Consider the following 11,877-nt stretch of genomic DNA (forward strand, 5'->3'; position numbering starts at 1 on the left):
CCCAACTGGTGAGCCCTGACAATTTCGCCCGCGCCGAGTCGGATCTCTATTTCTCCGGCATCGTCACCGACAACGGCTTCGGCAAGTTCCATCACATCCGTGAGCTCACCCCGATCGACCACCAGGTCGTCATCCGGCAGAACCGCGACACCCTCTACTCGGCCGCGGTGTTCGACCTCGACGCCGGACCCGTCACCGTCACCCTGCCTGACAGCGCCGGCCGGTTCATGTCGCTGCAAGTCATCAGCGAGGATCACTACACGACCCAGGTGGCCTACGCGCCCGCCACAGTGACACTCACGCACGACGAGGTGGGCACCCGGTACGTCGCGGCGGCGGTCCGGACGTTGGTCGATCCCAACGACGCTGCCGATCTGGCCGCCGTACATGCCCTGCAGGACGCCATCACCGTCGCGCAGGACGCGCCGGGCACCTTCTCCGTCCCGGATTGGGACCCTGTCAGCCAGAAGACCGTGCGCGACGCGCTCGTCACCCTTGCCACCACGCTGTCGGACACCAAGCGGATGTTCGGCACTGCGGCGGACACGGATCCGGTGCGGCACCTGGTCGGGTCGGCCAACGCGTGGGGCGGTAACCCGCAGCGCGACGCCTTGTATCTGACCGTGATGCCGCCGCAGAACGACGACACCACGGTGCACCGCCTCACCATCAATGACGTTCCGGTGGACGGGTTCTGGTCGGTGACGGTCTACAACAAGGACGGCTTCTTCACGGCCAACGAACAGAACGCGTACTCGCTGAACAACATCACCGCGGTCAAGGACGCTGACGGTTCGACGACCATCCAGTTCGGTGGCACGGGTGCAGTCAACCTGCTGCCGATCACGCCGGGCTGGAACTACACCGTGCGGCTCTATCGCCCCCGGCCCGAAATCCTCGACGGCAGCTGGACGTTCCCGACTGCCCAGCCCGTTTAGGGCACCAGTACCACCGAGCCGACGGTCAGGCGGGCCTGCAGGTCGGCGTGCGCGCGGGCGGCGTCGGCCAGCGGATAACGCTGGCTCACCGTGACGTTGATGGTGCCGTCGGCCACGGCCTGCAACAGTTCGCCTGCGCGCCAAGAGAATTCGTCGGCGGTGCGGGTGTAGTGCGCCAGGGTCGGCCGAGTGACGAAGAGCGAACCGGCGCTGTTCAGTCGTTGCAGGTCGAACGGCGGCACGGGCCCGCTGGAGGCGCCGAACAATGCGAGGGTGCCGCGCACCGCGAGGCTGGCCAGGCTGGCTTCGAACGTGGATGCGCCAACCCCGTCGTACACCGCGGCGACGCCGTTGCCGCCCGTGAGCTCGCGGATCTTGGCGCCGAACTCTGCGGGATCGTCCGGGTAGTCCAGCACCTCGACAGCGCCGGCCTGCCGCGACAACTCGGCCTTGTCCTGGTTGGAGACCGTGGTGATGACGCGGACGGCCATGCTGGTGGCCCACTGCGTCAGGATCAGCCCGACGCCGCCGGCGCCGGCGTGCAGCAGCACGGTGTCGCCCTGCTGCACCGGATAGGTGGACTTGATCAGGTAGTGCGCCGTCATGCCCTTGAGCAGTGCCGCCGCGGCAACCTCGGGGTCGACGCCCTCTGGTACGTAGGCCACGTAATCGGCCGGCGCGACAGAGTATTCGGAGTAGGTGGCGTCCGCCGCGGCGGTGACCACCCGATCGCCGACCGCCAGCGCAGCCACGTCGTCGCCCACCGCGGTGATGGTGCCGCAGACTTCCTGCCCCGGGATGTACGGGACCGGACGTGGATACAGCCCGGAGCGGAAGTACGTGTCGATGAAATTGACGCCGATGGCCTCAGCCTTGATGAGGACCTCGCCCGGACCTGGGGTGGGCTCGGGACGTTCGACCAATGACAGGACTTCCGGACCGCCGAGTTCGGCGACTTCGATGGCATGCATGGCACCTATCATTCCAACGTGAAACTCGCTCGGCCCGATATCCGGCATCCCCGTGTCGTTTTGGCAGGTTGTCAGGCTCTCGTCGAAGGCGACGGCGATGACGACGGATTGGTCGGCGCGCTGCGTGACCGCGGTTTGCATGCCCACTGGCTGGCTTGGGATGACCCGGCCACGCTGCAGGCCGATCTCGTGATCCTGCGGGCTACGTGGGACTACACCGAGCGGCACGACGAGTTCCTGGCATGGACCAAGAAGGTGCGCAATCTGCTGAACGCTCCCGAGGTGGTCGCGTGGAACAGCGACAAGCACTACCTGGCGGATTTGGCGGCGGCAGGGGTGCCGACGGTGTCCAGTGCATTCTTCGCCCCCGGCGAGCCGGTATCGGTGCCCGGCGGCGAGGTGGTGGTCAAGCCGGCGATCGGTGCGGGTTCGGTTGGTGCGCAACGATTCACCGATGCCGCAGCGGCCGCCGAGCATGCTGCCGCGCTACAGGCCAACGGCCGCACGGTGCTGATTCAGCCGTACGACGAGCGCATCGAGGCGGGGGAGACGGCGCTGGTGTTCCTGGCCGGCAAGCAGTCGCACGCCTTCCTCAAAGGGCCGATGTTGCCGCCGCCGGGCGGCAGCGTGGCGTTGCACGAGTCCGGCACCTACGCCGAGGAACAGCTGCAGCCGGCCGACCCGGACTTCGAATTGTGGGACGTCGGCTACGCGACCCTGGCCGCGGCGGCCGCCCACCTCGGCATCGAGGCGACGGAGTTCCTGTACGCGCGCGTCGACGTCATCGGTGACCGCCGCGACCCGCGTCTGCTGGAATTGGAATTGGTCGAACCGTCACTGGGTTGGCGGCAGCTGGCCGCGCCGGCACGTGCTCTGGCGCAACGGAAATTCGCGCTGGGTGTCGAGTCGGCTCTGGAGCGGCTCGGCCTCGGTCCGCTGTCAGGCCGGAGCTTCTGATCCTGAGTGTCGTCGGGGATGTCAGTCCTCGATCCGCTTGCCGCTGGCCGAATCGAAGCGGTGCACTTCGCGGGCCGAGAGCCGAACTGACGCGCCCGGGGTGATGTCGGTCAATGATGCGGCTTCCACCACACTGGTGAGCTGCATATCGCCGGCACGCACCGTGACGATGGCGCGCGGGCCCAGTAACTCCACGAGTTCCACCGACGCCAGATCGGCACTGCCCGATTCCGGGGTGAGGATGACGTCGTCCGGGCGCACCCCGATCGTCACGGTGCCGGTGTCCGGGCCGCCGACCTCGATACGCACGCCCGACATGGTGCGTAGCTCGCCGCCGCGCACCGCGCCGTCGATCAGGTTCATCTTGGGGCTGCCGACGAAGGTGGCGACGAAGGTATCGGCCGGCCGGCGGTAGACCTCCTCAGGAGGACCGGCTTGGGCGATGTGCCCGTCGCGCATGACGACGATGCGGTCCGACAGCGTCATCGCTTCTTCCTGGTCGTGGGTCACGTACAGCGCGGTGATGCCCAGCTTGCGTTGCAGCCGCAACAGTTCGGTGCGGGTTTCCACCCGCAGCTTGGCGTCAAGGTTGCTCAAAGGCTCGTCGAACAGGAACACCGCGGGTTCACGGATGATGGCCCGCCCGATCGCAACACGCTGCTGTTGGCCGCCGGACAGCTCCTTGGGTTTGCGCTCGACCAACTTGCCCAGTCCCAGCGACTCGGCGATCTCGTCGGCCCGCTTCAACGCCTCGGCGCGGGGAATCCGCTTGGCGCGCAAAGGAAAGGCGATGTTCTCGCGGACCGTCAGGTGTGGGTACAGGGCGTAATTCTGGAACACCATGGCGACATCGCGCTCCTTGGGCTCCAGCCTGGTCACATCGCGGTCGCCGATGTGGATGCTGCCGGAGGTGATGTCTTCCAGCCCGGCCAGCATCCGCAGCGACGTGGTCTTACCGCATCCGGACGGGCCGACCAGCACGGTGAGGCTTCCGTCGGCCAACTCCAGGTCGAGGTCGGACACCACAGTCGTTGTCCCGTAGGACTTTCCGACCTTGGAGAACGTAACCGATGCCATATCCGAATCCTTGTCTAGTACTTGACGGCGCCGCCGCTGATCCCTTGGACCAGGCGTCGCTGGATGAAGAAGCTCGCCACCACGACCGGCACGATGGCGATCATGATGGCGGCGCTCATGGTGCCGATCTGCACACCGCGGAACGTGTTGAAGTTGGCGATTGCCACCGGCAGGATCGCCGAGTTGCCCGGGGCCAGGATCAGCCCGTAGAACAGGTCGTTCCAGGACAGGGTGAAGCCGAAGATGCCGGCCGCCCCGATACCCGGGTACACCTGCGGCAGCACCACCAGCCGGAAGGCCTGCCACCGGGTGAAGCCGTCGACGCGGGCCTGCTCTTCCAGGGAGGCGGGTACTGCCTCGAAGAAGCCGATCAGGAACCAGGTGACCAGGGGCAGAACGAAAGACAGGTGAGCGAAGATGACCGGCGTCAGGGTGTCGGTCAACCGCAGCGCGTGCGCCATGGTCAGGAACGGAAAGACCATGACCGCGGGCGGGACGACCTGCGCGGCCAGCATGCCGAACCGGGTCAGCGAACCGCCCGCGCGGTACTTGGCGATGACGTAGGCACCCATGCTGCCGACCACCAGACTGATCGACACCGTCACGATGCCGACCAGCGCGCTGCGGCCCGCGGCGGCGAACACCCCCGAATCCAGCACGGCGCGCCAGTTGGTCAGGCTCGGGGAGAACGCGATCAGGAACGGGTCAGCCATCTGATCCGGCGTCTTGAAGCTGGCCAGTGCCACCCAGGCGATGGGGAACAAGACAAACACGAATGCTGCGGTCAGCACGGAGATTCGAAGGATCTCCAGCCATCGGGGTCGGGCCATCAGACGGTGTTCCTTTCGGCCGCCCGGTTGCGTTCCATGGTGCGGAACGCGACCACGATCACCAGCAGGACCACGGCCAACACGATGAAGGCCATGGCACTGGCCTGCGCGAGCCGGAAGAACTGGATGCCTTCGAGATACATGTAGTACTGCAGGGTCTGGGTTTGCGTGCCCGGGCCGCCGCGGGTCGTCGCATAGACGTACTCGAACACCCGTAGCGCATCGAGTCCGCGGAGTAACACCGCCACGGTCAGCACCGGTGCGAGCATCGGTATCAGGACGCGGCGCAGCCGGTAGACGGGGCCCGCTCCGTCGACCCGGGCAGCTTCCAAAGGCTGCTTGGGCATCGACTCCAGACCGGCCAGGATCAGCAGCACCATGAACGGTGTCCACTGCCAGACATCGATGAAGGCCAGGGTGAACAACGCCCGTCCGCTGCCGAAGAAGTCGTAGTCGGCTCCGACGGCGTGCAGCAGCGCGGGGACGGCGCCGATCTGGTCGTTGAGCAGGAACCGGAAGATCAATCCGACGGCGATCGGGGTGACGAACATGGGCGCGAGCACGATGGCCCGGGACAGATCCTTGCCCCAACGCTGCTGGTGCAGTGCGAGCGCCAAGGCGAAACCGATCACCAGCTCGGCAGTCACCGCGATGACCACGTAGAGCGCGGTCGTGGCGAATGCCTCCCAGAACGCCGAATCCGTCAGCGCGTGGGTGAAATTCGCCACGCCGACAAAGCCGGGCTGTTTACGGTCGGTCAGCTTGTAGTCCGTCAGCGACAGATAAACCGCGTAACACAGCGGGAATCCGACGGCCACCGCGAACAGGGCCAGTAGCGGCATGAGCATGCCGTACCTGAACTTCATGTGGACGGCCCCGTCGTCGTGGCCGCCGGACTCCCGACCATCACTTCTGGACCCGCTCCGCGGCAGCCTGCGCGTCACGCAGCGCGTCGGCGACGCTCTTGTTGCCCGCGACGGCGTCGTTGAGCTCGGTGCCGACCGCCTGGATCATCTCCTCGCCGCCCTTGCCTTTGCTCAGTGGTGAGGCGTTGGCAAGGATCTGCCCGACGGTCTTGTAGTACTCGGCGCCGTACTTGTCGCCGAGCACCTTGGGGTTGGTCAGCGAGCTCTTGCGGATCACGGCGCCACCGTCGGCGACGCGCAGGGCGTCGATCTCGGGCGAGGTCACCCACGAGGCGAAAGCCCATGCCGCGTCGGGCGCACCTGAGTTGGCCGGGATGGCCCAACTCCACATTCCCAGAGCCGATTTGCCGCCAGGGATGGGGGCAAGGGCGTACTGGCCCGCGCGCGGCCCGGAAGCTCCGGCGGGGTCATTGAGGGCGGGCAGGTTCCAGTTGTACGCGACCATCGAGGCGGCCTTGCCGCTGGAGACCGAACGGAACGCCTCGTCGAAGCCCCAGGACAGGCTGTTGGCCGGGGCCGCGGTGCGGTAGGTCTCGATGTAGGCGTTGAGGGCCCGGGCCGCCTGTTCGGTGTTCAGGGTGGGCTTGCCGTCCGCACCATAGATCGACCCGCCGGCGGCGAACAGCCAGTTGGCCCACTCTTCAAAGATCTTGTAGCCGCGCTGTGGCTGCATGGCGATGCCGGCCCGGTCGGTGGTCTTGAGTTTCTGTGACGTCGATACCAGGGCGGACAGGTCGTTCGGGACGGTCAACCCGGCCGACTTGAGGTCCACGCTGTTGTAGATGTACCCGAGTGCGTAGTTGTAGAACGGAACTCCGTACGTGGTACCCCCGACATTGGTGATCGCGGTCAGCGACGGAAAGAAGTCGTCGGGCTGATAGCCGGTGGTCGCGGCGATCCGTCCGTTCAGCGGGGCCAGGAATCCGGCCGCGGCGAAATCGTCCATCCAGGGGTTGTCGACCACGATCAGGTCATAGGCCGGCTGGGCGGCCTGGAACGAGGACACCAGGCGGTCGCGCATCTGATCGTAGGTCATGGTCTCGATCTGGACCTTGATCTTGGGGTACTTCTGATTGAACTGTCCGACAAGCCGTTTCACGGCATCGGTGTCAGGCACGTTCTCCATCAGCATCCGGACGGTGGCGCTGGTATCGGTCGGCACATTGCCGATCGCGGAGGCATTCTGCCCGCCGGAATCGCCGCTACCGGCGCAACCTGCGAGGATCAGACCGGCCGTGGCGATGATCGCGGGCAACCACCGCGTCGCCCTGGAGGCGGCGCGGCCGGTACTGCGGAACATCGGAATTTTCATGCGTTCTCACTTCCCTTGTCCGAGTGGATGAATCGAGGCGTTCACAAGTACCGGTTCGGCTCAATCCATGTACGCACCACCGTTGACGGACAGTGCTTCCCCGGTGATGAACCGGGCGTCCTCGGAGGTCAGGAACGCCACCGCGCGGGCGACGTCGTCGGGGGTCTGCAGCTGTCCCAGTGGGGTGGCATCGATCCACGACTGACGCACGCCGTCGGGGGTGGAGCCGCTGAGGGCGGCTTCCCACTCCAGTTCCCGGGACTGCATGGGAGTCGCGACGAAACCCGGGCACACGCTGTTGACCGTGATGCCATGGGCGGCAAGCTCATACGCCATAGCCTGGGTGAGACCCAACACGCCGAACTTGGATGCCACGTAGTCCGACAGGAACGGCACCCGGCCCTGTTTGGCCGCCATCGATGCGGTGTTGATGATCGTGCCGCGCACCCCGGTGCGGATCATCGCGCGGGCCGCGGCCTGTCCGCACAGGAACACGCCCTTGAGGTTGATGTCGAGGCTGCGGTTGAGCTGTTCGGCAGAGACGTCGACGAAGCTGGCCATGGCTGAGATGCCGGCATTGCTGATCCATGCGTGCAACCCGAGCCGGTCGGCGACGTCGTCGGCGAGCCGGGTCGCGGCAGCGGCATCGGTAACGTCGAGCCGGGCGGCTTCGTGCCCGGAGCCGGACAAGCCTCGACAGGTCTCCACCGCCGCGGCGTCGTCGACGTCGGTGACCACCACACGCCAGCCCCGGGCAGCCAGCGTGGTGGCGATAGCCCGCCCGATGCCCGAACCGGCGCCGGTGACGACGACGGTGTGGGCGGTGGCTGTGTTCTCTGAGCTGTCAGCGCTGGTCATTACCGGGCCTTTCGGGCGATGCGGTGGGAAACGGGAGTGAGAACGTCGCCGAGCTCGCGCCACTGCGCATACGCCTCGGCATACCGGTCGACGTGCTGTGGGTTGGGCTCGACGGCGTCACCTACGGTCTGGAATGCCGCGGTGCTGTCCCAACTCTCGAGTAGGCCGGTCCCGACGGCGGCGATGATCGCCGCACCGAGCGATGCGCCGGGATGGCCGATGACCGGGGAGAGCGGGGTGTCCAGTACGTCGGCGAGGATCTGCTTCCACAGCACCGACCGGCTACCGCCGTTGGTGACCAGAGCGCGATGCAGCGGGATATCGATGGCGGCGAAGATTTCGGTGTGGTGCTTGAAGCCGTAGGCGATCGCCTCGAGTACCGAGCGATACATGTCCGCGCGATTGTGGGCGAGATCGAGTCCGACGAAAGCGCCACGCAGATCCGGGTCGTGTAACGGGCTCTTCTCGCCGAGAAAATAGGGCAGACAAAGGATTTCGCCTGGGTTTCGGTCGCTGGCCTCGTCGTCGAGGGTCAGCAGGTCGATACCGCCGGACAAGGTCTGGAACCAGCGGATCAGACTGCCACTGGTTGCCATACAACCGTTGGGCAGCCAGCGGCCGGGTACCGGGTGGGCGTCGAGATAGAGCCGGGCATCGATCACGGGGTGCGCGGCGGCGGCCAGAATGTCCCCGGCACCGCCGAGCTTCACCAGCCAGTCGCCCTCGTCGTTGATCCCAGCGGCGTACGCCGACAGCACGTGGTCGGCACCTCCGACGATCAGAGGCAGGCCGGTGGGCAGGCCGGTCGCCGTCGCTGCCGCGGCGCTCAACTCGCCGGCCTGGGTACCGGGGGACAGCACAGGTGGCACCAGGTCGGAAGGCAGACCGGCGGCGGCATACATCGGCTCGAAGCGGTGGCCGTCGACGGTGCCCAGCCCGGATTCGATCGCCCAGTTGAGCTCGACGTGCGCGGGGGCGCCGAGGGCCATCAGCACCCAGTCGTAGGAGCCGACCAAATGATTTGTGGCGCGCCAGGTTTCGGGCTCGTTGCGTTGCAGCCACAGCGCAGTCGGACCTACGGACTGCTGGGTGACCGCTGACCCCGTGGCGCGCAGCACCGCTTCGCCGTCGAGGGCATCTTTGAGTTCGGCGATCTCAGCGGCCGCGCGAGCGTCGTTCTGCAGCATCGCGCGCCGCACCGGGGCGCCGGTGAGGTCGACCGGTACGACGGCCGGGACCATACCGGTGGTCGACAGTGCGCCGATCCGGTCGGGACTGACGCCCGACTCGGCCAACACGGTCCGGATGCCGTCGTGCACATTGCGTAGCCACTGAGCCGGGTCGGCTTCGGCCTGCCCGGTACCGGCGGAAAACAGTCGAGCCTCGCCGGTGGCCTGGGCGACGATGCGCGCTCGGTGGATATCGACGAGCACGGTTTTGGTACCGGTGGTGCCGATGTCGATGCCGATGGTGAACTCCGGCATGCCGTCCCTTCTTTTGGGTGACTGCTGCTCAGTGCGGAGGAGCGAACTTACCGTAGCTGATGCTGTTAGATTCTCACATGATTTGTGTAATAGTCACGTAAAATCACGTAAAGAAGTACGTTCAATGTGATTCAGTAACGGATATCAATCACCTACTCCGATGACCGAAGTGAGAGAGGCGCCCCATGACCAACTGGCTCGACGAGGTATTCGCCGTGCGAAAGCCCGTGATCGCGATGCTGCACCTGTCGGCATTACCGGGTGATCCCGGATTCGATTCGGCTGCTGGCATCCGTGCGGTTGTGGATCGGGCCCGTGGCGAGCTCGCCGCGCTGCAGGAGGGTGGAGTCGACGGCGTGATGGTTTCCAATGAGTTCAGCCTGCCCTACCTGACCAAGACCGAGCCGATCACCGCCATCGCCATGGCCCGGATCATCGGCGAACTACTGCCCGACTTCTCGGTGCCCTACGGCGTGAACGTGCTGTGGGATGGACGGGCTTCCATCGATCTGGCCGTGGCCACCGGTGCGCAGTGGGTCCGGGAAATCTTCACCGGTGTGTACGCCAGCGACTTCGGCCTGTGGAATACCAATGTGGGTGAGGTTGCGCGGCACCGTCATCGCATCGGCGGCGACGGGGTCAAGCTGCTGTTTAACATCGTCCCCGAGTCGGCGGTCTATCTCGCCGACCGGGATTTGGCATCAGTCACCGCCACGACGGTGTTCGCCACCAAGCCCGACGCCATCTGCGTCTCCGGCCTGACCGCGGGGGCGTCGACAGATACCCAGGCACTTCAGGTGGTCAAGAACAACGCCGGCGCGGTGCCGGTGTTCGTCAACACCGGCGTGCGCGCCCACAACGCCGCCGACCAGTTGTCGATCGCCGACGGGGCCGTCGTGGGTACGTACTTCAAGGAGGACGGCGTCTTCGAAAACCGCGCGGTGACCTCCCGGGTCAGCGAATTGATGACGGTGGTCAAGGAATTCCGCCAGACGCTATGAGTGAACAGCTGCGTGTGCTGGCGATCGAAGCCGCTCGGAGGGGTGCCGCGGTATGTCTACGGCAGTGGGGCGAACCGGTAGAGGTTCGCACCAAGAGCGCTGCCGGCGACGTGGTGACCACCGTCGACCGCACAGCCGAAGAAGCGGTTCGCGCCCTGTTGCTCGACGCGCGGCCCGATGACGGGGTGCTCGGCGAGGAGTTGGCCGAGCATGTCGGTGCCGGGTCGGTGCAGTGGGTCGTCGACCCGCTCGACGGCACCACCAACTACACCCGCCGCATCCCATACTTCGCCACGTCGGTGGCGGCACGGTCGGCGGTCGACGGGCGCTGGCTCGCCGGCGCGGTGTGCGCGCCGGCACTGGGAATGCTCTGGAGTGCTGCGGAAAACCTTGGTGCACTGGTTGATTCGGGATCGGGTGGGCAACGTCTGCCGCTGGCTATGGTGCAATCGTCGGCGCGACTGATCGGTACCGGCCTGTCCTACGATCCATCGCATCGCCGGCGCCAGGTGCGGGAACTCGGTGCCCTGATGACCGACTACACCGATATGCGTCGCTTCGGTGCGGCAGCTATCGATCTGTGTCTGGTGGCACAGGGCAGCCTCGACGCGTTCGTCGAGGACGACCTCGCGGTGCATGACTGGGCGGCAGGCGCGCTGATCGCCGAGGAGGCCGGGGTCCGGGTGTCGCGGCCGGCGGGCTGCGACACGGTGTTGTCAGCGTTCTGGCGCTGACCGTTCCGCGTTGACACAGACCACCGAAACGCCGGCCGACTGCAGGGCCTCGACCGTGGGATGCGTCGGCGGCCCGTCGGTCACCAGGATTGAAATCGCGGACACCGGTGCGACATTGATCAGCTGAACCCGACCGAGCTTGGTCGCGTCGGCGGCCACGATCACCCGGTCCGCGGACCGCATGGCGGCCTGCTTCACATTGCCTTCCTCGCGGTGGTACTCCGAGGCGCCACGTTTCCCGTCCACCCCGGCGATGCCCATGACGTAGGTGTCGCAGTAGTAGCGCAGGTAAAAGTCCTCAGCCTCGGCGCCGATCAAGCTCAGCTCGCCAGGGCGGACTTTCCCTCCAGTGAGCAGGACGGTGGTATCGGGCTCGTCGGCGAGTTCGACGGCGACCAGCACGCTCGGGGTGATCACGGTGAGTCCCAGATCGCGGCCCCTGATGGCACGGGCAACGGCCAGCACCGTGCTGCCACTGTCCAAGATCACGGTTTCCCGCGGGGTCAGCAGATCGGCAACCGCGCGGGCGATGTGCAGTTTCTCGTCGGCGGAATCGGCGGCTCGCGCGGCGAACGACGGTTCGGTCGACTTACCGCCGAACGCGATGGCGCCGCCGAGGACCCGCCGTGCAATGCCCTGATCCTCGAGTCGCTCGATATCGCGACGAATCGTCATGGCCGAGACATCGAACTCGTCGGCGAGGGTGGAAAAGTCGACTTCCCGGTCGGCGTGAATTCGTGCGGCGATCGCCGCACGCCGGGCCTGGGCGTTCATGCCGGGTGCCATGGG

12 protein-coding genes are annotated in these 11,877 nt (G+C 66.3%); 4 read left to right on the forward strand and 8 right to left on the reverse strand.

Translation table 11 applies throughout. The features are described from left to right. Positions 1-8 precede the first annotated feature (8 nt). Positions 9-938, forward strand: a complete 930-nt coding sequence (locus ACX12F_RS13375; RefSeq protein WP_459370340.1) for a DUF1254 domain-containing protein — start codon at positions 9-11, stop codon at positions 936-938. Here the strand turns inward: ACX12F_RS13375 and ACX12F_RS13380 are convergent. Further along, complete coding sequence (locus ACX12F_RS13380; protein ID WP_459370003.1) at positions 935-1,909, reverse strand: quinone oxidoreductase family protein; 975 nt, start codon at positions 1,907-1,909, stop codon at positions 935-937. The two genes, ACX12F_RS13375 and ACX12F_RS13380, sit on opposite strands and share 4 nt — an antisense overlap. 18 nt (positions 1,910-1,927) lie before the next feature. On the opposite strand from ACX12F_RS13380, the gene ACX12F_RS13385 reads away from it, so the two are divergent. Further along, positions 1,928-2,866: an ATP-grasp domain-containing protein gene (locus ACX12F_RS13385; protein WP_459370004.1), complete on the forward strand. Its 939-nt coding sequence runs from the start codon at positions 1,928-1,930 to the stop codon at positions 2,864-2,866. 21 nt (positions 2,867-2,887) lie between these two features. On the opposite strand, the gene ACX12F_RS13390 is transcribed toward ACX12F_RS13385, so the two are convergent. From ACX12F_RS13390 to ACX12F_RS13415, 6 genes are read right to left on the reverse strand one after another with little or no spacing between them, the layout of a single operon-like run. Continuing rightward, positions 2,888-3,943 (reverse strand): ABC transporter ATP-binding protein, encoded by a 1,056-nt coding sequence (locus ACX12F_RS13390; RefSeq protein ID WP_459370005.1) that lies wholly within the window; start codon positions 3,941-3,943, stop codon positions 2,888-2,890. A gap of 14 nt (positions 3,944-3,957) precedes the next feature. Beyond that, positions 3,958-4,773 (reverse strand): carbohydrate ABC transporter permease, encoded by an 816-nt coding sequence (locus ACX12F_RS13395; RefSeq protein ID WP_459370006.1) that lies wholly within the window; start codon positions 4,771-4,773, stop codon positions 3,958-3,960. Next, positions 4,773-5,639, reverse strand: a complete 867-nt coding sequence (locus ACX12F_RS13400) for a carbohydrate ABC transporter permease (RefSeq protein ID WP_459370007.1) — start codon at positions 5,637-5,639, stop codon at positions 4,773-4,775. Before ACX12F_RS13400 ends, ACX12F_RS13395 begins: the two co-directional genes overlap by 1 nt. 40 nt (positions 5,640-5,679) lie before the next feature. Then, on the reverse strand, positions 5,680-7,011 hold the full coding sequence (locus tag ACX12F_RS13405) for an ABC transporter substrate-binding protein (protein WP_459370008.1): 1,332 nt from the start codon (positions 7,009-7,011) through the stop codon (positions 5,680-5,682). A gap of 60 nt (positions 7,012-7,071) precedes the next feature. Next, positions 7,072-7,869, reverse strand: a complete 798-nt coding sequence (locus tag ACX12F_RS13410) for an SDR family NAD(P)-dependent oxidoreductase (RefSeq protein ID WP_459370009.1) — start codon at positions 7,867-7,869, stop codon at positions 7,072-7,074. After that, complete coding sequence (locus tag ACX12F_RS13415; RefSeq protein ID WP_459370010.1) at positions 7,869-9,353, reverse strand: FGGY-family carbohydrate kinase; 1,485 nt, start codon at positions 9,351-9,353, stop codon at positions 7,869-7,871. The genes ACX12F_RS13410 and ACX12F_RS13415 overlap by 1 nt, the downstream gene beginning before the upstream one ends. Before the next feature lie 185 nt (positions 9,354-9,538). On the opposite strand from ACX12F_RS13415, the gene ACX12F_RS13420 reads away from it, so the two are divergent. Together ACX12F_RS13420 and ACX12F_RS13425 are read left to right on the forward strand one after the other, a co-directional pair. Continuing rightward, positions 9,539-10,354: a BtpA/SgcQ family protein gene (locus ACX12F_RS13420; RefSeq protein ID WP_459370011.1), complete on the forward strand. Its 816-nt coding sequence runs from the start codon at positions 9,539-9,541 to the stop codon at positions 10,352-10,354. Continuing rightward, positions 10,351-11,088: an inositol monophosphatase family protein gene (locus tag ACX12F_RS13425; RefSeq protein ID WP_459370012.1), complete on the forward strand. Its 738-nt coding sequence runs from the start codon at positions 10,351-10,353 to the stop codon at positions 11,086-11,088. The genes ACX12F_RS13420 and ACX12F_RS13425 overlap by 4 nt, the downstream gene beginning before the upstream one ends. On the opposite strand, the gene ACX12F_RS13430 is transcribed toward ACX12F_RS13425, so the two are convergent. Then, a complete protein-coding gene (locus ACX12F_RS13430) occupies positions 11,071-11,874 on the reverse strand; it encodes a DeoR/GlpR family DNA-binding transcription regulator (protein WP_459370013.1) in 804 nt (267 codons plus the stop codon). The two genes, ACX12F_RS13425 and ACX12F_RS13430, sit on opposite strands and share 18 nt — an antisense overlap. Positions 11,875-11,877 lie beyond the last annotated feature (3 nt).

It is taken from the genome of Mycolicibacterium sp. HS_4_1, from assembly GCF_054515875.1.

Coding starts and splice junctions, on each gene's coding strand:
- ACX12F_RS13390 (WP_459370005.1), bottom strand. CDS start 3,943: ATGGCATCGGTTACGTTCTCCAAGGTCGGAAAGTCCTACGGGACAACG.
- ACX12F_RS13380 (WP_459370003.1), bottom strand. CDS start 1,909: ATGCATGCCATCGAAGTCGCCGAACTCGGCGGTCCGGAAGTCCTGTCA.
- ACX12F_RS13405 (WP_459370008.1), bottom strand. CDS start 7,011: ATGAAAATTCCGATGTTCCGCAGTACCGGCCGCGCCGCCTCCAGGGCG.
- ACX12F_RS13425 (WP_459370012.1), top strand. CDS start 10,351: ATGAGTGAACAGCTGCGTGTGCTGGCGATCGAAGCCGCTCGGAGGGGT.
- ACX12F_RS13430 (WP_459370013.1), bottom strand. CDS start 11,874: ATGGCACCCGGCATGAACGCCCAGGCCCGGCGTGCGGCGATCGCCGCA.
- ACX12F_RS13410 (WP_459370009.1), bottom strand. CDS start 7,869: ATGACCAGCGCTGACAGCTCAGAGAACACAGCCACCGCCCACACCGTC.
- ACX12F_RS13400 (WP_459370007.1), bottom strand. CDS start 5,639: ATGAAGTTCAGGTACGGCATGCTCATGCCGCTACTGGCCCTGTTCGCG.
- ACX12F_RS13420 (WP_459370011.1), top strand. CDS start 9,539: ATGACCAACTGGCTCGACGAGGTATTCGCCGTGCGAAAGCCCGTGATC.
- ACX12F_RS13395 (WP_459370006.1), bottom strand. CDS start 4,773: ATGGCCCGACCCCGATGGCTGGAGATCCTTCGAATCTCCGTGCTGACC.
- ACX12F_RS13415 (WP_459370010.1), bottom strand. CDS start 9,353: ATGCCGGAGTTCACCATCGGCATCGACATCGGCACCACCGGTACCAAA.